Raw genomic sequence first — 22,510 nt, forward strand, 5'->3', positions numbered from 1 at the left:
AGATCCTTTACGCAAACAGACGAACTTCGCCGTCACCTTCAATGTTGGTTACGCAGCGATGACAAAGTGTTGGGTGAGCCTCGATAGTGCCAACTTCTTCCCTGTGGTGCCAACAACGTTCGCATTTCTCTGCTGTTGTCGCATTTACCACTAACTTCAATGACGCCAGTTCGGTTTCAACTGCATCGCTAGTCGCATCAACTAAAGGCAGAACTTTAGCTTCAGAGGTTAACAAAACGAAACGCAGCTCATCACCAATATGAGTTAACTGCTCAGTTAAGGTTGCATCGGCAAATAAAGTCACTTCCGCTTCTAGCGAACCACCGACACGTTTATCACGGCGAGCTTGTTCGATCACTTTGTTGACTTCGTTACGCACGGTCAGCAGATTTTCCCAGTAAGCATCGCTTAGATCCGTATCTAAAGTGATAGATTGCAGACCTTGATACCATTCTTGAGTGAATACATAAGCATCACGCTGCCCCGGCAGTAACTGCCATACTTCATCCGCAGTAAAGCTTAAGACAGGCGCAATCCAACGCACCATAGCTTCAGCAATATGGAATAGCGCCGATTGGCAGCTACGGCGAGCGTGGCCTTCTTGCTTCGCGGTATATTGGCGGTCTTTGATGATGTCTAAGTAGAAGCTACCTAATTCAATCGAGCAGAACTGCATCAGCTTTTGGGTCACAATATGGAAGTTGTATTGCTCGTAAGCTTCAATGATTTCCTGCTGCAACGCGGCAGCGCGACGAACAGCCCAACGATCTAAGGCCACCATATCTTCAACAGCGACTAAATCATTTTTCGGGTCGAAACCATTTAAGTTCGCCAGTAAGAAACGAGCGGTGTTACGGATACGACGATAGGCATCAGCGCTGCGGTTTAAGATTTCATCCGACACCGTCATCTCACCACTGTAGTCGGTTGCCGCAACCCAAAGACGCAGAATATCCGCACCTAACTTATTGGTGACTTGCTGCGGAGCAATAACGTTACCAATGGATTTGGACATCTTGCGACCTTTACCGTCAACGGTAAAGCCGTGGGTGAGCACTTGCTTATAGGGTGCTTTACCTGTCATCGCGGTCGAGATCATCAGGGATGACATAAACCAGCCACGGTGTTGATCGCTACCTTCAAGATACAAATCCACACCATGACCATGGAACTCAGGGCGTGCAGCAACAACCGAGGCAAAAGTTGAACCTGAGTCGTACCATACGTCTAAGGTATCAGTTACTTTGCGGTATTGCTCGGCTTCTTCACCCAGTAATTCAGCAGCATCGAGATCCCACCAAGCTTGGATGCCTTCCTGCTCAATGCGGTTGGCCACACGCGCCATTAATGACACGCTGTCAGGATGCAGTTCTTCGGTTTCGCGGTGGACGAATAACGTAATTGGCACGCCCCAAGTACGTTGACGGGAAATACACCAATCAGGGCGGTTTTCAACCATCTTCTCGATACGGCTTTGCCCCCAATCAGGGATCCACTGAATCTGCTCAATCTCGCTTAATGCTTGCTTGCGCAGGTTGTGGTTATCCATAGAGATAAACCATTGTGGCGTAGCGCGAAAGATAATTGGCGTTTTATGGCGCCAGCAATGTGGATAGCTGTGACGGTACGCAACATGATGTAATAACGCACCTTTTTCTTTCAGTAGCGCAACCACATTGTCGTTTGCTTTAAATACGTGTTGGCCAGCAAAAAATTCAGTATCTGGTTTATAAACACCGTTATCGCCAACAGGGTTAGCCACTTCTAAACCGTATTTTTGCCCCACCACAAAGTCGTCTTGACCGTGACCAGGCGCGGTGTGAACCACACCCGTACCGGCATCAGTTGTGACGTGATCACCTAAAATGGCAGGAACATCAAAAGCTAAGAATGGATGCTTAAAGCGAACCAGCTCAAGTGCAGCGCCTTTAATTTTAGCTAACACGCTGTGGCTCTCGGCGCCGTAACGGGTCATACAAGCTTCAACTAACACGTCGGCTAAAATAACCGCGTGAGTCACGCCATCTTTAACAAATTCAACCAAGCTGTAGTCAAGCTCTGGGCTGATTGATAAGGCGCGGTTTGCTGGCAGAGTCCAAGGTGTGGTCGTCCAAATCACCATAGACACAGAATGTGAGTAATCGCTTACACCAAACTTAACTGCAACAGCTTTGCTATCTACGGCAGTAAAAGCCACATCGATAGCGGGAGAGGTTTTATCCTCGTATTCCACTTCGGCTTCAGCCAATGCCGAACCACAGTCAGTACACCAATGTACAGGTTTAACACCTTTGTGTAAGTGACCGTTTTCAATCACTTTTGATAAGGAGCGCACGATATTAGCTTCGGTAGCAAAATCCATTGTCAGATAAGGATTCTGCCAATCGCCTAACACGCCTAAACGAATAAAATCTTCGCGTTGGCCATCAACTTGCTCAGCAGCATATTTACGGCATTCTTCACGGAACTCAGCCGCAGAAATCTTCTGACCAGGCTTGCCGACTTTTTGCTCCACTTTCAGTTCAATTGGCAGACCATGGCAATCCCACCCCGGCACATATGGCGCGTCAAAACCTGACATGGTTTTGGACTTAACAATAATGTCCTTAAGAATTTTGTTTACTGAGTGACCAATATGAATGCTGCCGTTCGCATACGGTGGACCGTCATGCAAAATAAAAGGCGTACGGCCAATTCGGCTATCACGGATCTGCTGGTACAGACCGTCTTTAGTCCAGCGTTCTAACATCTCTGGCTCGCGATTTGCCAAATTACCACGCATCGGAAACTCAGTTTCCGGCAAATTCAAAGTAAATTTATAGTCGCTCATTGATCCTATACCGTTAATTAAACTGATAAATATCAGCCTGCATCGTTACCAAATAAAGCTCTGGCCTCATTTGCATCATTCAAAATCTGTTGTTTTAGGGCATCCAATGAATCAAAAGGTTGTTCATCGCGAAGTTTTGCCACTAACTCAACCTCAACATGTTTGCCATAAATGTCACCTTCAAAATCCAAAAGATGAACCTCAAGCTGGCAAATTTGACCATTCACCGTCGGGCGGAAACCTATATTGGCAACACCCTCATAAATATCGCTATCTTCCCAATAGAGTTTCACCGCAAATACCCCGCGCACAGGCACCACATTGCGCTTAAGCGCAATATTGGCGGTAGGGAAACCTATGGTTCTACCGATTTTTTGCCCGTGTGCAACACGGCCACTTAAGGTAAAAGGATGACCGAGTAGCCGTCTTGCCTGCTCAAGGTTACCTTTAGCCAATTGCTCTCTGACGGCAGTAGAACTGACGCGTTGCGATCCCACGATAAAACTCTGGGTGCTAACCACGGTAAAGCCATATCGGGTTCCCGCTTGCTTCAGCATGTCAAAATCGCCTTTCCGGCCTTTGCCAAAACAAAAATCATCGCCGACAACGAGATACTTAATCCCTAACTTACGCACCAGCAATTCTTCAATGAAATGCTCCGCAGGTTGATCAGCAAAGGCACGGTTAAAGTTAACACACACTAACCGCTCAACGCCTAACTCATCAAGCAAGACAATTTTGTCACGTAGTAAGCTCAAACGCGCGGGCGCATTTTCACCACGGAATAACTCCTGTGGCTGAGGCTCAAATGTCATGACAGTCGGGGGTAACGATAGCTGCTTGGCCTTTTGCACGAGATTAGCAATCACCTGTGCATGACCGCGATGCACGCCATCAAAATTACCTATCGTCAGCACACAGCCATGGTGAGATGACAAAATGTTATGTATACCGCGGATTAATTCCATAACTTTAGACAACTGCCAAGCGCAAATCGGCTGAGTATATAACAGCTAACGATAAGAATCAGCAATCAAACTCCCCGTTTCATTGACCAAGGACGAATTCCCAACGCCAAGAGCCCAACTAAATACGTCATAGCGCCAACAACAATTAAACCAATCAAGGCCTTAGCGCGCAAAGCCAAGCCCCACTCTAACCACTGGGATTGCGATGGTAACAAATAGTACAAGACTACCACCATCAATGCCGTCGAGACCACGGCTTTTAGGAAAAACACCATCGTTGGTTTGGTAATGCGATAAACTCCCGCTTTATGCAGGCCGCGGTATAACAATGTAGCATTTAGCAAGGCTGACATTGATGTGGCCACAGCCAACCCCACATAACCAAACGGGATTGCAAATATTAAGTTAAAGACCATGTTGGTGATCATGGCGATAATGCCGTAACGGACTGGAGTTTTAGTATCTTGGCGAGAGTAATATCCAGGTGCTAACACCTTGATTAGCATAAAGCTCAGTAGGCCACTACCGTAAGCCATCAAACTGTAGGATGCCATTTGCACATCATTGATAGTAAAGGCACCACGCATAAACAACACCATTAACATCGGCTGTGCAAGCACAATCAACCCCATCATGGCAGGTAAACCGAGCAAAAGAATCGCTTTAATCCCCCAATCCATGGTTTTACCAAAGCCATCTCCTTCGGCATTCACATGGTTGCGAGATAACGCAGGTAAAATCACGGTTGCAATTGCAATACCGAATAAACCAAGTGGAAACTCCAATAAACGGTCAGAATAATAAAGCCAACTAATGGAGCCAGTCATCAGGAAACTGGCGATAAAGGTATCAAATAATAAGTTGATTTGTGAGACAGAAACTCCAAATAACGCAGGGATCATCAAAGTTCTGATCTTCACAACCCCAGGATGATTCCATCCCCACGAAGGCTTAACTAACGCTTTTTCACGAAGCAAAAACGGAATTTGGAATAAAAACTGAATTAAACCACCCCAAAATACTCCCCACGCCAAAGTAATTTCTGGCTGAGAAGACGTTGGTGCAAAAAACATAGCCGCCGCAATAATGGCCACATTTAAAAATACTGGCGTAAAAGCCGATACAGCAAAGCGTCCTCGAGTATTTAGGATTGAGCCAGCTAAGGCAGTAAAGGTGATAAACCACAGATAAGGAAAAGTGATTTTAAGCACGACCGTTGCCAGTTCAAACTTGGCACCATCGGGCTCATTATTCAACCAAGCAACAAACCAGCCTCCGCCAAATAAGGCGGATAACACAGGTGAGGCTATCACACCGACAAGCGTCACGACAGTGACCAATAAACCTAACGTACCAGCAACCTTGCTGAGTAACTCGCGGGTTTCGTCCGAGGTATGTTTTTCTTGATATTCGGTCAGTACGGGAACAAATGCCTGAGCAAAAGCCCCCTCGGCAAATAATCGGCGTAAAAAGTTAGGGATTTTATTCGCGAAGAAAAAAACATCGGCGCTCGTCCCTGCCCCCAGTAAATTTGCAACGACAACATCTCGAACCAAACCTAAAACACGAGAAATCAACGTCATAGCACTAACAATCATGCCAGATTTCAATAATTTTTTACTCAAACGTCCCCCAGACCTACATCGAATGGATTAGGTGATTCATCTCAAAAAATCGACTCAGGCTCTGTCACACTGCGGCAATAGCTGTTAGAATTGCGCCACATATTACACGAGTTGGGTTGAAGATAGCCAAGGCGGGTTGAATTAATTTATCTTTATGATGATTATTCAATCATAGTCATTGACAAAGTGACTAAATGCAGGCATATTCCTCGGCCTTTAAAAGTATCAAATCCAGTTTTTAGGAGTTGCACCTTGGCTAATAGCAAGTCTGCAAAGAAGCGCGCGCTTCAATCTGAAAAGCGTCGTCAGCATAACGCCAGCCGTCGCTCAATGTTACGTACATACGTTAAAAAAGTTATCGCAGCTATCAGAGCAGGCGATCACAAAACAGCAACCGAAGCTTTCGCTGCTGCACAACCAATCGTTGACCGTATGGCGACTAAAGGCCTTATTCACAAGAATAAAGCTGCACGTCATAAGGCTCGTTTGAACGCTAAGATCAAAGCACTTGTTGCTTAATTTTCTTAGCAAATAAAAAAAACCGGCAATTGCCGGTTTTTTTATATCTGATGAAAACCATTAATGACAATAAATATTGTTCAATAAATGGATCATCTCACGTACCTCATCACTTTTCAGTGAGTAGAATACAGTTTGCGCTTCTTTGCGTGTGGTCACTAAATTATCTTTGCGCAACCAAGCAAGGTGTTGTGATAGTGCCGATTGACTTAAGCCTAATTTTTTATTCATTTCGCCAACGCACATTTCTCCTTCATTCAATAAATAACAAAGGATAAATAAACGGCGTTCGTTTGCGAGTGCCTTTAATAGCACCACGGCATGATCGGCTCGCTCCTGCATCAATTCAATATTCATTACGCACTTTTTCTCCTAAAACTAACCCCTGCGCTAATATAGCGTTGCCTTACAGATATAGTCGGGACATAAAGCACACTTTTTGCTAGATTGTTTTCAAAAATGGGACATGCTTAATAAAAATAAAGGAAACCTATGAAATCCTACCAAACAACCTTAATAACAGGCCTATTTATTAGCGGTTTAAGCGCCTGTCAAACCCATGTAGAAACATCAGCCAAAACCGATATTCCAGCTCAATTACAACAAACTGCATTAGCTTCATCATTGGGGTATGACATAGTCGAATCTCTCACCGTGGAAGTAGGTCCACGGCTCGCAGGTAGCCCTAAAGATGTTATTGCCGTCAATTGGGCAATGAATAAGCTGACCAGTCTAGGATTTGATAAGGTCTATAAAGAACCTGTACAAGTTCCAATTTGGGAGCGAGGCGAAGCGAAAGCCAAAATTATCTCTCCGGTAGAGCAACCCCTAGTGATTACCGCATTAGGCGGCAGTGTTGCAACGCCCGTAGAAGGAATTAAGGCTAAAATTGCTCGCTTTAATAGTTTAGAAGCGCTTCAACAAGCTACTCCCGATGACGTAAAAGGTAAAATTGCTTTTATCGATCAAAAAACGGTGCGTCATATTACCGGGGAAGGTTACGGTAAAAGTGTTGGGGGACGCTCAAAAGGTGCCATTGCAGCAGCACAAAAGGGAGCTGTTGCGGTAATAATACGCTCAATTGGTACCGACCATGACCGTATGGCGCATACAGGCATAATGCGTTATCAAGATGGAGTACCTAAAATTCCGGCGGCAGCCATGTCTAATCCAGATGCAGACTTAGTCGATGCCATGTTAAAACGCGATCCTAATGCGGTGCTAGAGCTTAATATGTCACCAAAAGATTTAGGTACTAATACCTCTTACAATGTGATTGCAGAAGTCACGGGGAGTAGTAAGCCTAATGAAATAGTTCTGATCGGGGCTCACTTAGATTCGTGGGATGAAGGCACTGGCGCAATTGATGATGGTGCAGGCATTGCCATTGTGGCGGCAGCAGCAAAGCATATTCAAGATCTCCCCCAAAAACCGGCTCGCACCATAAGGGTTGTACTTTATGCCGCTGAAGAAATGGGTTTGATCGGCGGTAAAGCTTATGCTGAGGCCCATAAAACAGAGTTACCGTTACATTATATTGCTGCTGAATCTGATTTCGGCGCAGGCCCAATTTATCAAATCGATACCAAGGTAAATGAAAAGGTTTTTGCTCAAGTCCAAGAAAGCATAAAGCCAATGGCTTATAACGGTGTCGCGCTCGGTGATAATCAAGCCTCCGGCGGGCCTGATATCTCCATGTTGCCCGCATTAGGAGTTCCGGTAGCCTCATTAAGACAAGATGGTCGCGATTACTTCGATTATCACCATACCCCCAACGATACCTTAGATAAAATAAATCCGAAGGCATTAGCGCAAAATGTGGCGGCCTACGCCCAATTTGCTTATATCATGGCAAACTCGAATATCGTGTTAACGCCATTACACAATGAATCAAAATAACGATTCCACTGCAAGTTAAGTGCATAGTAAAAGAGCAGCCTCGGCTGCTCTTTAGTTGTTTAACTCAAATAAATACTACTGTGCTTCCCGCAGGAAGGTTGGTTCATTTGGCTTACTGAGCTCTTCGCTGTAGTAATAACCATCAACCTCAAAAGCTTTTAACCCGTCAATAGAACTCACTTGCTGATCAATAATATATCTTGCCATCATTCCTCGTGCCCGCTTAGCAAAAAAACTAATGACTTTATACTGCCCATTTTTAAAGTCCTTAAATACGGGAGTGATTAATTGTCCATTTAAAAATTTTGGCTTAATCGCTTTAAAATATTCATTTGAGGCAAGGTTTATAATGATACCATCCCCCTGCGCTGCTACCGCACTATTGACTGCATCAGTAAGAGTATTTCCCCAAAACTCGTAGAGATTCTTGCCCTTTTGATTAGTGAGTGCCGTTCCCATTTCTAAACGATAGGGCAAAATCAAATCGAGTGGACGCAGTAAACCATATAGTCCCGATAAAATTCGCAATTGTGACTGGGTACGTTCAAGCTGTGCCGCTGTTAGTGTATCTGCATCAAAACCTGTATAAACATCACCTCGAAAAGCAAAGATAGCCTGTTTGGCATTATCAATGCTGTAATCGGGTTTCCACTCGCCAAATCGCGCTGCATTTAATCCAGCAATGCTATCACTGACCTTCATCAATGTTGCTATATCGCTGGGCGTTAACTGTTGACAGACTTGGATTAGCTCTTGGCTTTGGGCTAAAAAATCAGGCCGAGTATGGATTTGAGTCAAAGGTGGTTGCTCAAAATCTAGGGTTTTCGCAGGTGAAACCAAAATCAACATTAACACGCTCCAACTAATAAATTACGTACTATGATACTGAACAGACATAAAAAACCACGTACAGATGACGTGGTTTTTTCGATAGCATTAATCAGTGAACTTGAGTTTATCGACTGATAGCAGATTCAGAAGGCGCTTTAGCCAGTTCGTTTACGCTGTTATCCTGCCAAATTCCATCGTCAAGTTGTTCCATTAACTCAGGAAACTTACTTCGATCAAACTCAGGCATTTTACCGCTCTTAAGTTGATCGCAGTAATCATTGATCACTCGAATAGCCAAACCAGACAACAATAACAAAGCGACTATATTGACCGTTGCCATTAACCCCATTGACACATCCGCTAAGTTCCAAACTAAGCTAATTTTAGCCACAGAGCCAAACATCACCATCCCCAGCACACACAGGCGAAATAACGGTAATGCCTTAGTACTGTTACCCGTTAAAAACATCACGTTGGTTTCTGCATAGGAATAGTTAGCAATAATAGAAGTAAAACAGAATAGGAAAATGGCTACGGCAATAAAGGCTCCGCCCCAATCGCCCACATGGTTTGACATCGCATTGATTGTGAGACGAATACCATCATCACTAGAACCAATATCCCCAGAAAGCAGAATAATGGCAGCCGTTGCGGTACAAATCACGATGGTATCAACAAATACCCCCATCATTTGCACAAAACCTTGGGATGCCGGATGATTAGGGTTAGGTGATGCACTTGCAGCAACGTTTGCCGCACTTCCCATCCCCGCCTCGTTTGAGAAAAGCCCACGCGCAATACCCGCTTGCATAGCCTGAGCGACAGTGTAGGCAACACCACCCGCAGCAGCTTCTTGCCAACCAAAGGCACTTTTCACGATCAGACTAATCACGGCTGGCAATTGCTCTAAATTGAATAGCACAATAATAAATGCAATCAGAATGTAGGCTAGAGCCATAATAGGAACAATAAACTCTGACACTCGTGCGACTTTACGCAGCCCCCCCATAATCACAAAGCCACTGGCTAGCACCAACCCAATGCCGACATAGGTCGGATCAAACCCAAATACCCGCTCCATTGCCCCCGTAATCGTATTCGCCTGAACAGCATTAAACACTAAACCGAACGCGATAATCAGAAAGAAAGCAAACAGCACTCCCATCCATCTCTGACCAAGCCCTTTCTCCATATAATAAGAAGGACCTCCGCGAAATTGGCCATTGGCATCACGTACTTTATAGACTTGCGCAAGTGTTGACTCCACCATGGCAGTCGCCATCCCTAACATGGCAATTAACCACATCCAGAATACTGCGCCAGGACCTGCTGCGCCAATTGCGACAGCAACCCCAGCCATATTCCCAGCCCCAACACGAGCAGCCATACTGGTACAAAACACTTGGAATGAAGACAGACCACTCTCGCAACCTTGACGGCTCATCGTCATGATTTTAAGAGAGTGTTTAAAATGTGTAAGTTGAATAAAAACAAGCCGTAAGGTGAAATATAGACCAGCTCCAACTAATCCATATACGAGCAGCTTGCCCCAAAGGAGTGCGTTCAAAAAATTTACAATAGTTTCTAACATATTATTTTACTTCTTCCCGTAGCAAATGCTCTCCTCCACCTATACTTAAGCTAAAAGGTGCAACATCTGTGGTGAACGAATCCTTCCTAACAAAGGTAAGAATATCGGTAGATTTATTCTTTCAAATTATCCTTCCGTGAATTTACAACATCACGGCTACCGAATTCAACGCAGCAAAATAGCACAGTATTCGAAATTACTCATGTGATCAAGCCTACGTTTGCATACTTAAACAGCAGCAATCTCACACTGATAAAGCTTAGATAAGTCACTGTCAATATTAAATTAACAAAAATACAAACTTAAGCCACATGCATTAACTACGGATACATGTTTTAAAATTTGGATGCAGAACACATTTTTGTAAGAAAATTACAAATATAGTAACTCCAAGAAAACATAATTCACTTCCGTCTGCTCTAGTGAGGCTTAATATGACGAATACACATGAAATAAATGCTCTTAAAAAATACGTAAGAGCTACTAACTTCCTCGCCACCTCCCAGATTTACTTAAAGCAAAACGTACTACACAAGCGCCCGCTTGCGCATTCGGACATAAAGCCTCGCTTGCTCGGTCACTGGGGAACTTGCCCTGGTATCAACTTTGTCTACGCCAACATTAACCGACTTATAGTAAAACATAATCGTCCTTTTATTTATTTAGTCGGTCCAGGTCATGGCTTCCCTGCAGTACAAGCAAACTTATTCATTGAAGGCTCACTAAGCCACTTCTACCCAGAAACCATTCCTTATAATGAAACTGGTATTGAGGATATCTGTAAGAAATTCTCAGCAGCTTACGGTTATCCTTCGCATGCTAACCCTGAGGCTCCAGGACAAATTCTTGAAGGTGGTGAATTAGGTTATTCATTATCCGTTGGCTGGGGGGCAGTGCTTGATAACCCTGATCTTATCGCGACCGTATTAGTCGGTGACGGTGAATCTGAAACAGGTCCATTAGCCGCCTCTTGGTACGCAAACCGTTTAGTTTCACCCGCAACGAACGGTGCTGTATTACCTATCGTCCATATTAACGGCTATAAAATCTCAGGGCCAACGCGTATGGGACGTATGAGCCATGAAGAATTAGATCTTGAATTCCGTGGCCTTGGCTATCACCCAATTATTGTGGACAGCGAAGCCGAAGAAGATGTTTATATCCAAATGGCAACCGCCATGGATACTGCTTATAGCATGATCAACGATATTCAAACCCGTGCCCGCAAAGGTGAAGATATTGTTAAACCTCGCTGGCCAGTGATTTTAATGCGTACAGCTAAAGGCTGGACGGGTGTAAGCGAATATAACGGGCAAAAACTCGAAGGAAACTGCGAATCACACCAAGTTATCGTGAACAAATGTGCGACTGACAAAGGTCATCTCGCTGCCCTTGATAACTGGTTAGCCAGTTATCGGTTCCAAGAGCTGTACCAAATCAATGCCCAAGGTGAATTGATTTTTGATGCTGATATTTGCTCATTGATCCCACCAAAACACTTAGCTTGTGGTCGCCAACATCTTACCTATGGTGGCGAAGTTGTAAGAGCGTTATCTAATCCTGATTTAGAAAAACTCAGCTACGGCCCAGAAGTGCCACGTGGACAACGCGGTTACTCTATGCTGAAGATGGGACAATGGATGCGTGATGCGTTCAAACTCAACCGTGACCAGCGTAATTTACGTATCTTTAGTCCAGACGAAACCTATTCAAATCAACTTCAGGCCGTATTTGAAGAAACGGACCGAGCATGGCAATGGCCAATCGAGAGCTGGGACGAAGATATGTCTCGTGATGGCCGTGTAATAGAGCTGCTATCTGAAAACTTGCTTTTCGGTATGTTGCACGGCTACACAGTCACAGGCCGCCACGGCATGTTCCCAACCTACGAGTCATTCTCACAGGTGGTTTCATCAATGGCAGATCAATACTGTAAATATGTTTATGCAAGCCAAGGCGTGCATTTCCGTAAACCTTTGCCTGCGTGTAACGTGGTTCTATCTTCATTATTAGAGCGTCAAGATCACAATGGCTACTCACACCAAAATCCGTCTTTCTTAGGCGCGATGTTAGAGAAGCACCCAAAAATTATCTCTGCCTATTTACCTGCTGATGCTAACAGTACTTTAGTTTACACTGAACGTGCATTTGCGGATCGTGACAAGCTGAACATCCTCGTAGCAGGTAAAAAAGAACTACCACAATGGTTAAGCTTAGAAGAAGCACGTAAACAAGCAAAAGACGGTGTCATGGTGTGGGATTTTGCTTCAGATGAAAATCCAGATATCGTCCTTGCAGGTTGCGGTGACTATGTAACACAAGAATGTATGGCATCATTAGTGATCATTCGTGAACTGCTTCCTCGAGTAAGAATTCGTTTTGTTAGCGTTACAGAATTAAGTAGCGATGGCTTAGGCAGCCGTAAATTTAAAGAAAAACCATGGATGATGGATGAAATATTTACCCAAGATAAAGGAGTTGTATTTAACTATCACGGTTATCCAAATACAATCAAAAAGTTAATTTTTGATTACAAAGGAAGCCGTCGTTTCAGAATTAAAGGTTACGAGGAAGAAGGTTCAACGACTACTCCATTTGATATGGGTGTTCGCAACGGAACTTCTCGCTATCACCTTGTGATTGATATGGCTTACAAACTGTTCCAACAGGGCGTTATTGATGAAACTAAACATGTTTCAATTACAACCGATATGCTGCAAAGACTCGTTGATCACCGCAACTATATAAAAGCACATGGAGTAGACCCTGTTGAAATTGAAAATTGGGTTTGGACACGCTAACCGTTAATCAAATGAATTAGTCTCGACTTGATCTGACACATCGCCTTGAAAAGGTGAGAGTTACCAGTTTTGATTGTGGGTGTCGAATCCTTAATCAAAACCAAGGAGGTAACTCTCATGCTCCATAGTAACAATCCAATCATCAAACACAAAACAGGTTTACTCAATCTGGCAGAGGAACTGAGCAACGTCTCCAGAGCCTGCAAAGTCATGGGTGTGTCTCGTGATACGTTTTATCGTTACCGCGAGTTAGTGGACGATGGCGGTGTTGATGCACTGATCGAAAAAAGTCGTAGAAGTCCAAATCTCAAGAACCGTGTCGAAGAAGCTGTTGAACAGGCAGTGATGGAGTATGCGATTGAATTTCCCGCCCATGGCCAACACAGAACCAGCAATGAACTGCGCAAAAAAGGCGTGTTTGTTTCTGGCAGTGGTGTCCGCTCAATCTGGTTGCGACATGATTTAGAGAACTTTAAGAAGCGACTGAAAGCCTTGGAAGCCAAAGTAGCTCGCGATGGCATTCAACTTACTGATGAACAGATTGCGGCACTTGAGCGCAAAAAACACGACGATGAAGCCTGTGGTGAGATTGAAACCGCGCACCCAGGCTACCTTGGGTCGCAAGACACGTTTTATGTCGGAAACCTCAAGGGCGTTGGTCGTATCTATCAGCAAACCTATGTCGATACGTACTGCAAAGTCGCTCATTGCAAGCTCTATACTACGAAAACACCTATCACTGCAGCGGACTTATTGAACGACAAAGTATTGCCGTTTTACGAGTCACAGCAGTTGCCGGTGCTGCGTATTTTAACTGACCGTGGCACAGAGTATTGCGGCAAGGTCGAGCACCATGATTACCAGCTATATCTGGCGATTAATGATATCGACCACACGAAAACCAAAGCGATGTCGCCGCAAACGAATGGGATCTGCGAGCGGTTTCATAAGACGATCCTGAACGAGTTTTATCAGGTGACCTTCCGCAAAAAGCTGTACCAAACGCTGGAGGAGCTGCAAAAAGATCTGGACGAGTGGCTGTCTTACTACAACAATGAACGCACTCATCAAGGCAAAATGTGCAACGGCAGAACGCCAGTTGAAACATTGATTGATGGGAAACGGGTTTGGGCGGAAAAGAATCTGACTCGAATCTAATCTGACAGACACCAGCATAAAACTGGTAACTGTCAGATCAAGTCTGAGCTAGTACAAATCAAATTAACAAAATACATACAATCAAAAGGCATCCTAAGTGATTAATGCCGTTCACTTAAGAGTGAACGGCATTTTTCTTTGATCTAACCGGAAACTTATTTTTGCTCATTTTAAGGATCCTTGGATAAGCCCTTTCCCGTTTACCATCCAATTTAAATTGTCGTGCATTGCGTTCTATATCCAATACGTCTCTGGGAACATTTCCCGGCGTTTGTGATGACAACTGTGTCAACTTGAAGATGATATGACTCGCTGCATCACGAAAACTCAGTTGATTGGGATGAACCGATGGTAAGCTTTTGGCCATCAGTAACATCTTGTATCTAATGAGATTGTAGGCCAGTAGCACCCCCCATAGCTCTTGGAACACCAGCTCAGGCAGTTGGCTGCGGAGCGTAAAACGGCTCTCCAGTAAATGTTGTTTCATCTCTCTGTAGCCCAGTTCGATTTCCCAACGATGGGCATATAAGTCGACGATGTCTTCACTTGGGTAACGCATTGGGTCTGTTAACGAGGTCAATATGGCGACTGACTTACCTTTCACCGTCTTAGTCAGTAAGCGCGCTTCAAGGGTGTCAGGGAGCTGCGGCCATTTCTTTCTTGCTTGAGGCGTGGTGGTGAGTTTCACCCACTGGTCATGTTTTCCCAGCGTTCTAACCACCTCATATTGAGTGCCTTTCTTCAATGGCAACAACCAGTGGCTATTAGGTTGTGCTTGCTGCCAAGCGTGCAGCAGGCCGAGCGAATAAAATCCTCGGTCAAATAGGGTTAGACTGTGATTGGGGATGCTAGAAATGAGCTGAGAGGCTAAGTTCATTTCATTTTCGACAACCGAATCAAAGGCGCTGTTGACCAACAAATGGCTGCTTAACTCCATCAGGCAAACCATGCGAATTTGCGGATAAGCCGCTTCGCCGGAAGCGTTGGCGGTTCGTCCAAAGGCTGCTTGATTTTGAACACTATCGGGTGTCCGCCACACCACACCATCGACGCCATACAGGTTCAGACCACACCAATGAGGGTGTTCGGCTCTCGCGTGCCAGGTATTCGCGCTACGGCTGAACACTTCTCGAACGACCTCACTGCCTAATCGTTTACGCGCCTGAGTCACGGCACTACGGGCAACATAATCAATCTCTTGCGGCAAAACAATGTCGAGTTTGTTGATGAGTGACCGAACAGACTCCCCTCGGAACAAGGCCATTCCGATAACGGCCCAAATCATCGCGTCCATCGGCAATTTGCGTCGTCTGAGAGTAGCAACGCCTTGTGAGTCTAAACAGGATTGAATTAACTCAGGCTCTAACACATCAGCGAGGCAGGTGAATTCGGTTAGGCGGGTAATATGAGTGCGAGCAAGTGCTTCTGAGAGTTGCATAAAAAATCCGATGACATGAGGTCATCGGATTTTGATCTTTTTAGCGAGATCGTCAAGCGATCTGTCTTAACTGATCGGCATTATCCTAAGTGATGCCTTTTTAACACCATAAAAAAGTAACAAAATGCTATCCCAGAAAAAAACTTCAGACTAAGCACTGGAAAATTTTAACAAATGCGGTGATAATTAATCGCTGGCTACAATACCAAAGGATCCCCACACTAAGTGCTAGCAATGTTTTGCATAAAACCTGCAAAGCAAATTTTTGGTGGAGAATCATAAACAATGGACTTAGAGAAAATGATGAAGAACACATTAAAAGTAGTTTTGCTTACATCAATGCTTCCACTTGCTGCCAGCGCATCTCAGGAATTAACACCTTGGTATGTTGGCGCAGGTTTAGGCGTTAATAACTATGAACACATTGCAACTGACAACGGCGATGACAACCCATACGCATGGGACATCTTCGCTGGCTATATGTTTAATGACTACTTTGGTGCAGAAATCGGCTATCGTGATCTAGGTAGTGCTGACTGGACTACTGGTGGCATTAGCAATGATGCAGGCGTTAAAGGTGCAACTCTGGGCTTAGTTGGTGTATGGCCACTGGGTAACCGTTGGAGCCTATCTGCTGAAGCGGGTGCAATGTACTACACCTTAGAAAACAGCCAACATACTGGCACAACTTCAAGCTCATACAGCTCTAACGATTTTGCACCTTACGTCGGTGCAGGCGTAGGTTATAACTTCACAGATAACCTGAAGTTACAAGCTAAATATCGTCGTTATGAAAACTTAGACGACACAGACTTCAACACCATTGAAGCTGACAGCAACTACTGGGGCTTAGAACTAAGCTACCGTTTTGGTACACCAGCAGCCGCAGCACCAGTTGCAGCAGCGGTAGTTGCAGCGGCACCAGTTGACTCAGACAACGATGGTGTTTATGACGATAAAGATGAGTGCCCTGCGACGCCAGCAACTCACAAAGTTGACTCTGTTGGCTGTACTCTCTATGAAAACGTTAAGAAGCAAGAAGATGTAGGTTCAATCCAATTTGCTAACGATTCTGCTGTAGTGAAGAAAGAGTACTACAAAGATATCGAAAGATTGGCTAACTACATGAATAAAAACCCAGAATTCACAGTTGAAATCGCGGGTCACGCTTCTAACGTAGGTAAACCAGAATACAACATGGTTCTGTCTGACAAGCGTGCTGACGCTGTTGCTAAGATCCTTGTCGAAAAGTATGGTATTAGCCAAAGCCGTGTAACCTCAAATGGTTACGGTATTACTAAGCCTTTAGTAGCTGGTAATTCAAAAGAAGCTCATGCAGCTAACCGCCGCATCGAAGCTATCGTGACAACTACTGAAAAACAACCTGTTCTGAAGTAATTGCACCGTTAGAATTAAAAAGTCGCTGCTTGCAGCGACTTTTTGTTTTTACGGCATCTACACTATCTAATCTGATGGCGCTTGAGCTGATAGTGCTACAAACACAATATTCAGCGGGAAACGATATAGTTTTACCATTTTTGTAATTTTTTTACATTGATGGTTGGAAAAGTTGGCAAAATCGCTTCTAATAGTCATCAGTTCATTTCTGAGTTTTGACCGCTATCTGAGAAGGATGTTTTTCATGGCAAATACATTAGAGCAACTCAAGTCATACACTACTATTGTGGCCGATACTGGCGATATTGAAGCAATCAAGCGCTATCAACCAGAAGACGCAACCACTAACCCATCACTCATTTTAAAAGCTGCACAAATCCCTGAGTATAGCGCGCTAATCGACAATGCCATCGCATGGGCTAAATTACAAAGTACTGATATTGAGCAACAGATTGATGATGCCAGCGATAAACTAGCTGTCAACATTGGAGTCGAAATTCTAAAACTCGTTCCAGGTCGAATCTCAACTGAAGTTGATGCACGCTTATCCTTCGATAAAGAAAAATCTATCGCTAAAGCGCACAAGCTAGTCCGTCTGTATCAAGAAGCTGGTGTAGATAAATCTCGTATTCTGATCAAACTTGCATCAACTTGGGAAGGCATTTGTGCCGCCAAAGAATTGGAGCAAGAAGGTATCAACTGTAACTTAACGCTGCTATTCAGCTTTTCGCAGGCACGGGCTTGTGCTGAAGCAGGCGTGTACTTAATCTCTCCATTTGTAGGTCGCATTCTCGATTGGTATAAAAAAGATACAGGTAAAGATTATGACGCAGTGAACGATCCTGGTGTCGTTTCAGTCACTGAAATTTACAACTACTACAAACAGCATGGCTATAACACTGTGGTAATGGGTGCAAGTTTCCGTAATATTGGTGAAATCATTGAGTTAGCAGGCTGTGACCGCCTAACAATTGGTCCTTCATTACTTGAAGAATTAGCTAATTCTCAGCTGGCTATTCAGCCAAAACTTGTCCCAACTAGCACAACAGTTGCCGTAGCGGAACCATTAACAGAAGCGCAATTCCGTTGGGAATTCAACCAAGATGCGATGGCTGTCGATAAGTTAGCTGAAGGTATCCGTAACTTTGCTATCGACCAAGGCAAACTCGAAGTCATGCTCAAGGCAAAACTGGCAAACTAAGTACCTTCGGAGACAATTCGATGACCATCTTGACCCAAAGCACAACCTGGCAGGCTTTATCGGCCCATAGCCAAGATATTCCGCATATGCGTGAGTTATTTGCAGCGGATCCTGCACGCTTTACCAAAATGTCGCTTTCAAGCTGCGGCCTATTTTTAGATTATTCCAAAAATAGAGCAACACCAGAAACACTGAACTTGTTGTTTGCACTGGCACAAGAGGCAAAGCTTGACGCTAAGATTAAAGCGATGTTTGCCGGTGATATAATCAACACCACCGAAAAGCGTGCTGTATTACACACAGCACTGCGTAACACAGCAGAGCAATGCATCATTGCAGAAGGTCAAGATATTGTTCCTGAAGTACAGCAAACGCTGAACAAGATGCAACAGTTTGTTACTTCAGTCACTTCAGGACAATGGAAAGGTTATACAGGTAAAGCAATTACCGATATCGTGAGTATCGGCATCGGGGGGTCATTCCTCGGACCTAAAATTGTTTCTCAAGCATTACGCCCCTATTGGATTACTGGTCTGAATTGCCATTTTGTGGCAAACGTTGATGGCACTTCTATCAGCGAAAAACTCAAGTTGCTCGATCCAGAAACGACACTGTTTATCATGTCATCAAAGTCTTTTGGTACGCAAGAAACGCTAACCAATACTTTAACCGCTAAAGCTTGGTTTTTAGCGAAAGGTGGTTCACAGTCGGATGTTGCTAAGCACTTTGCCGCAGTCACCTCTAATGTTGTTAAAGCAACAGGTTTTGGTATTGATGCCAATAATATCTTCCCGATGTGGGATTGGGTTGGAGGGCGCTATTCTCTGTGGTCTGCCATTGGTTTACCTATTGCCTTACTCATCGGCATGGATAACTTCAGAGCACTACTAAAGGGTGCTCACCAAATGGATACCCATTTTGCTAATGCACCTTTGACCGAAAACATGCCTGTTATCATGGGATTACTCTCCCTGTGGTACGGTAACTTCTTTAATGCTCAAAGCCATGTGGTATTGACTTATGATCATTACCTACGTGGACTCCCAGCCTACTTCCAACAACTTGATATGGAAAGTAACGGTAAGTCGGTCACACTTAATGGCACCCATGTTGATTACAGCACAGGTCCTGTGATTTGGGGCGGTGAAGGTACAAACGGTCAACACGCTTACCACCAATTGCTACATCAAGGTACCGCCTTGATCCCAGCCGATTTTATTATGCCGCTGCAAAGCCATAATCCGATCGGAGAACACCATGATCAGTTAGCATCTAACTGTTTTGGACAAACTCAAGCGCTCATGCAAGGACGAACCTTGGATGAAGCGCTAGCAGAATTGAGTAAGAGTGCCTTAAGCAATGAGGAAAAGTTACTTATTGCTAAGCACAAAGTTATGTCGGGCAATAAACCCAGTAACACCTTACTGATGGATAAGCTCACACCTGAGACCTTAGGTGCGTTGATTGCCCTCTATGAGCACAGAACCTTTGTTCAAGGTGCTATTTGGGATATTAATTCCTTCGACCAATGGGGCGTAGAACTGGGTAAAACTCTAGGCAATGATGTACTCACCCGTATTGGCGCGGATCAAGAGGCAACGGTCTTAGATGCATCGAGTAATGGGTTAATTAACCTTTATCGACGGGGTAAAATCTGATCGAACAAAAAGCCAGCGAGTGCTGGCTTTTTTATTATATCTCGTTAATAAGGTTAAAAAATCAGTAATAACCATCTCTAAAGTGATAGCCAAGATCAACAGCAGATCATTCAAACTTCATTTCAAGTTAACACAAATGAAACATAATTCTTGCACCCTGTTTCGAAAATATGTTATTTAATTGCTGACAAAACATACAACAACAGGAGGTTACCATGGATCGTTTAGATTATGGTTGTGCGCTAGATGAAGTTGTAGAAAGACCCGACCGCTCACGAGGTTCTAATAAAAAACGTAAGTGGCGCGAAATCGAGGCGTTAAAGGACAAACATCGTTTACTCAAGGAATTACAAGAAATTGATAACAACTTTGATTACGATATAGATACCATCCAGTTATAACCTGTTGTTTTCTTAACAGCATATAAAGAAAAAGCGCTTTTGCGCTTTTTCTTTATATGCTGTTTTGATTACCCACCAGCCCTATTCCGAATCTTTTAAATAAGAACGTAAGTCATCGAAGGCTTGCTGCTCGCGGTCAAGAAATAGCGGATCATCAATTAAAGACGCTTGGCATTGTTGTTCTATCACCTTCCAGTCGTGCTCGGTTAACGTCTTAGCAAGCAAAGGGAAAATGTCCCGCTCCTCCATTTGCATATGTTTTTCTTGTAATTCAACATATTCGGCAAAATCGGCAATCAGTTTATCCCTTGCAACCACAATGTCACTTAATATCAGGTTCAGGGTATTCATTAATGCTGACGACGCTGCCGTCACAACTTGATGCTCGGCACTGAGCTTATCAATTTCATCATTTGCTTTATGCGCCAAATAATAAGCATAAATAATGTCTTCAACAGGATGATGGCTACGCTCAGCATATCCTTGCATATACTCAACAATGTCTCTCACTACGATAAAATTAATGGGTTCGCCTTCGACTAATTTTATCTGTTTGTTTTTCAAGACATTCAATAGCACTGCTATATGTTTATGATCATGCATGAGTCTTCTAAGCATATCGCCTCCTGAACTTGGGCTCTGACTATTGATACTAGTCAAGTCGTTTATTGATCTCCAATATAACAGGCGAATTCCTGTTTGCTTTATGACCACGATCAAGTAATTAACATAACTGTCTGTAAAAACATGTATCGATTAACAACATCACGCTCCAAAATAAGACTAATCAATATCAGTGAGTCGGCTCTAACAAAACCTCGCCACTGATTAAAGGTTAATTGCGCAATGGATGAAGCTGTTGCTGCAAGGCTTTAAATTTAGCAATCGCCTTTGCATCATCCGCAGCAACTTTCGCACTGCTAATGTGTGACAACTCGGGATACTGCTTAACAAGAGTTTGCTCTAAAGCTAACGCTTCTTGAATTTGCTTAGATTCAATCAGCTCTTGCAAACGTGCTAGAGACAACATAAGTGCTGCGGTATCAGTGTTTGCGGTGGCTTGTACATCTCCTTCAGGATGTGCGCGAGCAACTTGCGGTAATGACCGAGACTTAGCTTGAATATTCTCTTCAGCTGCCATGTTTGCTTGCGCCATCATCATCTCTTTTGGCGCATTTTGCTTAGCAGTGTCTTCTACCAATCGAGCTTGGCTAGCCATTTCAGCCTCTTGCACTTTAGCATCAGCCACATCAGATGCTACATGAGCAGCCGGCATGGGTGCACTCATGGTCAAAGCGGCTGGCGCGCCCATGTCTTCCTCAAACTGTCCTCGATTAAGCATCACCAAACCAACGACGATGACTAAGGAGGCCGCACTTGATAACACCCAAGGGAAACGACGCCAAATAGGCATTGCCGAGGGCGTTAACTGGCTTACATTTCTTTCTGACAATTGGGTTTGTGCTAATCGTAAAATATCTTGGTCAAGTCTCTCGGGGGGCATTTCGAGTGCTTGCCTGAAATACCAAGCTGAGACTTCTTGGTGTAACGCCTGTTCTTCGGATGACAGAGTGGAATTACTCATGACCAACCTCCTGCCATTTAGCATTGACACAATCTTTTAAGCTTTGATAGGCGTAGCGAATGCGGCTCTTCGTGGCCTCTAACGTCACACCAGCAATATCGCTGATCACTGCGGCGGTAAAACCCATTTCGATATTTAAAATAAAGGCTTCTTTCTGCACTTGAGGTAATAGGGCTACACAATTTTTTAGTAAGAGACTTTTTTGTGTCTCCAGCCAGTGTACATCCGGCTGCGACTGCGCTTGCCCCGCGAAGGTATCGAGGCCTTCCCCATTATCATGACTCACTAAATCGACTGGCTTTACCGCTCTTACATGATCAATCAACAGGTTATGGGCAATCCGATAAAGCCAAGTATTAAACTTAGCGCTCGGCTCATAACTCGCTGCAGCACGGATCACCCGCCCCCAAGTCTCTTGATATAAGTCTTCGGCTAGCTGTTTATCCCCAAGTTGGCGCACAAAGTAGCGATACAACGCCCCTTTATGTTTAAGGTAAAGCTGCTCAAACGCTTTGGCATCGCCCTTTGCATAGCGCTGCATTAACTGTTCATCGGTATGCTCATGGGCATGAATTTGCGGTATCGCCAGTGCCATGACAGCTCCCTA

At 44.2% G+C, this 22,510-nt stretch carries 18 protein-coding genes; 8 read left to right on the plus strand and 10 right to left on the minus strand.

Annotation, left to right across the window (positions count from 1 at the left end; translation table 11 throughout):
• Window positions 1-7 precede the first annotated feature (7 nt).
• The 3 genes from ileS to murJ form a co-directional block, all read right to left on the minus strand.
• Window positions 8-2,830, minus strand: a complete 2,823-nt coding sequence (gene ileS / locus SO_RS16510; protein ID WP_011073365.1) for an isoleucine--tRNA ligase — start codon at window positions 2,828-2,830, stop codon at window positions 8-10.
• Window positions 2,831-2,862: 32 nt separating this feature from the next.
• On the minus strand, window positions 2,863-3,798 hold the full coding sequence (gene ribF / locus SO_RS16515) for a bifunctional riboflavin kinase/FAD synthetase (RefSeq protein WP_011073366.1): 936 nt from the start codon (window positions 3,796-3,798) through the stop codon (window positions 2,863-2,865).
• Between the two features lie 65 nt (window positions 3,799-3,863).
• Complete coding sequence (gene murJ, locus SO_RS16520) at window positions 3,864-5,423, minus strand: murein biosynthesis integral membrane protein MurJ (protein WP_011073367.1); 1,560 nt, start codon at window positions 5,421-5,423, stop codon at window positions 3,864-3,866.
• A 252-nt stretch (window positions 5,424-5,675) separates the two neighbouring features.
• Here murJ and rpsT point away from each other — a divergent pair, with 252 nt between their 5' ends.
• Window positions 5,676-5,942, plus strand: a complete 267-nt coding sequence (rpsT, locus tag SO_RS16525) for a 30S ribosomal protein S20 (protein WP_011073368.1) — start codon at window positions 5,676-5,678, stop codon at window positions 5,940-5,942.
• A 60-nt stretch (window positions 5,943-6,002) separates the two neighbouring features.
• Here rpsT and SO_RS16530 read toward each other — a convergent pair whose 3' ends face one another.
• Complete coding sequence (locus SO_RS16530) at window positions 6,003-6,299, minus strand: ArsR/SmtB family transcription factor (protein ID WP_006084975.1); 297 nt, start codon at window positions 6,297-6,299, stop codon at window positions 6,003-6,005.
• Window positions 6,300-6,434: 135 nt separating this feature from the next.
• Here SO_RS16530 and SO_RS16535 point away from each other — a divergent pair, with 135 nt between their 5' ends.
• Window positions 6,435-7,841 (plus strand): M28 family metallopeptidase, encoded by a 1,407-nt coding sequence (locus tag SO_RS16535; protein WP_011073369.1) that lies wholly within the window; start codon window positions 6,435-6,437, stop codon window positions 7,839-7,841.
• Between the two features lie 75 nt (window positions 7,842-7,916).
• Here the strand turns inward: SO_RS16535 and yaaA are convergent, their stop codons facing one another.
• Complete coding sequence (gene yaaA, locus SO_RS16540) at window positions 7,917-8,690, minus strand: peroxide stress protein YaaA (protein ID WP_011073370.1); 774 nt, start codon at window positions 8,688-8,690, stop codon at window positions 7,917-7,919.
• Window positions 8,691-8,796: 106 nt separating this feature from the next.
• Window positions 8,797-10,263 carry an alanine/glycine:cation symporter family protein gene (locus SO_RS16545; RefSeq protein ID WP_011073371.1) on the minus strand — a complete coding sequence of 489 codons (1,467 nt, stop codon included), beginning with the start codon at window positions 10,261-10,263 and terminating at the stop codon, window positions 8,797-8,799.
• A gap of 434 nt (window positions 10,264-10,697) precedes the next feature.
• On the opposite strand from SO_RS16545, the gene SO_RS16550 reads away from it, so the two are divergent.
• Window positions 10,698-13,064 carry a phosphoketolase family protein gene (locus SO_RS16550; protein WP_011073372.1) on the plus strand — a complete coding sequence of 789 codons (2,367 nt, stop codon included), beginning with the start codon at window positions 10,698-10,700 and terminating at the stop codon, window positions 13,062-13,064.
• A gap of 117 nt (window positions 13,065-13,181) precedes the next feature.
• Entirely contained in the window at window positions 13,182-14,222 is a 1,041-nt protein-coding gene (locus SO_RS16555) for an IS481-like element ISSod13 family transposase (RefSeq protein WP_011073373.1), read from the plus strand.
• A 115-nt stretch (window positions 14,223-14,337) separates the two neighbouring features.
• On the opposite strand, the gene SO_RS16560 is transcribed toward SO_RS16555, so the two are convergent.
• A complete protein-coding gene (locus SO_RS16560; protein WP_011071337.1) occupies window positions 14,338-15,660 on the minus strand; it encodes an IS4-like element ISSod7 family transposase in 1,323 nt (440 codons plus the stop codon).
• 285 nt (window positions 15,661-15,945) lie between these two features.
• Here SO_RS16560 and SO_RS16565 point away from each other — a divergent pair, with 285 nt between their 5' ends.
• The 4 genes from SO_RS16565 (at window position 15,946) to SO_RS16580 (ending at window position 20,318) form a co-directional block, all read left to right on the plus strand.
• The gene (locus SO_RS16565) at window positions 15,946-17,058 is read left to right on the plus strand and encodes an OmpA family protein (protein WP_164925751.1); all 1,113 of its coding nucleotides are present in this window, start codon (window positions 15,946-15,948) and stop codon (window positions 17,056-17,058) included.
• Window positions 17,059-17,302: 244 nt separating this feature from the next.
• A complete protein-coding gene (gene tal, locus SO_RS16570; protein WP_011073375.1) occupies window positions 17,303-18,259 on the plus strand; it encodes a transaldolase in 957 nt (318 codons plus the stop codon).
• A gap of 20 nt (window positions 18,260-18,279) precedes the next feature.
• Window positions 18,280-19,917 carry a glucose-6-phosphate isomerase gene (gene pgi, locus SO_RS16575; RefSeq protein WP_011073376.1) on the plus strand — a complete coding sequence of 546 codons (1,638 nt, stop codon included), beginning with the start codon at window positions 18,280-18,282 and terminating at the stop codon, window positions 19,915-19,917.
• Between the two features lie 215 nt (window positions 19,918-20,132).
• Window positions 20,133-20,318 (plus strand): DUF3545 family protein, encoded by a 186-nt coding sequence (locus SO_RS16580; protein ID WP_011073377.1) that lies wholly within the window; start codon window positions 20,133-20,135, stop codon window positions 20,316-20,318.
• Window positions 20,319-20,399: 81 nt separating this feature from the next.
• On the opposite strand, the gene SO_RS16585 is transcribed toward SO_RS16580, so the two are convergent.
• From SO_RS16585 to SO_RS16595, 3 genes are all read right to left on the minus strand, one after another.
• Window positions 20,400-20,936 carry a hemerythrin domain-containing protein gene (locus SO_RS16585; protein ID WP_011073378.1) on the minus strand — a complete coding sequence of 179 codons (537 nt, stop codon included), beginning with the start codon at window positions 20,934-20,936 and terminating at the stop codon, window positions 20,400-20,402.
• 217 nt (window positions 20,937-21,153) lie between these two features.
• A complete protein-coding gene (locus tag SO_RS16590; protein WP_011073379.1) occupies window positions 21,154-21,903 on the minus strand; it encodes a hypothetical protein in 750 nt (249 codons plus the stop codon).
• Window positions 21,896-22,498, minus strand: coding sequence for a sigma-70 family RNA polymerase sigma factor (locus SO_RS16595; protein WP_011073380.1), 603 nt, complete (start codon window positions 22,496-22,498; stop codon window positions 21,896-21,898). Before SO_RS16595 ends, SO_RS16590 begins: the two co-directional genes overlap by 8 nt.
• Window positions 22,499-22,510 lie beyond the last annotated feature (12 nt).

The sequence above is a fragment of the Shewanella oneidensis MR-1 genome (assembly GCF_000146165.2).
GTDB classification, from domain to species: Bacteria; Pseudomonadota; Gammaproteobacteria; order Enterobacterales; family Shewanellaceae; genus Shewanella; species Shewanella oneidensis.

Excerpts from the sequence above, each read along its gene's own strand:
- yaaA (WP_011073370.1), bottom strand. The coding sequence starts at position 8,690 with ATGTTGATTTTGGTTTCACCTGCGAAAACCCTAGATTTTGAGCAACCA.
- ileS (WP_011073365.1), bottom strand. The coding sequence starts at position 2,830 with ATGAGCGACTATAAATTTACTTTGAATTTGCCGGAAACTGAGTTTCCG.
- SO_RS16535 (WP_011073369.1), top strand. The coding sequence starts at position 6,435 with ATGAAATCCTACCAAACAACCTTAATAACAGGCCTATTTATTAGCGGT.
- tal (WP_011073375.1), top strand. The coding sequence starts at position 17,303 with ATGGCAAATACATTAGAGCAACTCAAGTCATACACTACTATTGTGGCC.
- pgi (WP_011073376.1), top strand. The coding sequence starts at position 18,280 with ATGACCATCTTGACCCAAAGCACAACCTGGCAGGCTTTATCGGCCCAT.
- SO_RS16550 (WP_011073372.1), top strand. The coding sequence starts at position 10,698 with ATGACGAATACACATGAAATAAATGCTCTTAAAAAATACGTAAGAGCT.
- SO_RS16560 (WP_011071337.1), bottom strand. The coding sequence starts at position 15,660 with ATGCAACTCTCAGAAGCACTTGCTCGCACTCATATTACCCGCCTAACC.
- SO_RS16545 (WP_011073371.1), bottom strand. The coding sequence starts at position 10,263 with ATGTTAGAAACTATTGTAAATTTTTTGAACGCACTCCTTTGGGGCAAG.
- SO_RS16580 (WP_011073377.1), top strand. The coding sequence starts at position 20,133 with ATGGATCGTTTAGATTATGGTTGTGCGCTAGATGAAGTTGTAGAAAGA.
- SO_RS16555 (WP_011073373.1), top strand. The coding sequence starts at position 13,182 with ATGCTCCATAGTAACAATCCAATCATCAAACACAAAACAGGTTTACTC.
- ribF (WP_011073366.1), bottom strand. The coding sequence starts at position 3,798 with ATGGAATTAATCCGCGGTATACATAACATTTTGTCATCTCACCATGGC.
- SO_RS16590 (WP_011073379.1), bottom strand. The coding sequence starts at position 21,903 with ATGAGTAATTCCACTCTGTCATCCGAAGAACAGGCGTTACACCAAGAA.
- SO_RS16585 (WP_011073378.1), bottom strand. The coding sequence starts at position 20,936 with ATGCTTAGAAGACTCATGCATGATCATAAACATATAGCAGTGCTATTG.
- SO_RS16565 (WP_164925751.1), top strand. The coding sequence starts at position 15,946 with ATGGACTTAGAGAAAATGATGAAGAACACATTAAAAGTAGTTTTGCTT.
- SO_RS16595 (WP_011073380.1), bottom strand. The coding sequence starts at position 22,498 with ATGGCACTGGCGATACCGCAAATTCATGCCCATGAGCATACCGATGAA.
- SO_RS16530 (WP_006084975.1), bottom strand. The coding sequence starts at position 6,299 with ATGAATATTGAATTGATGCAGGAGCGAGCCGATCATGCCGTGGTGCTA.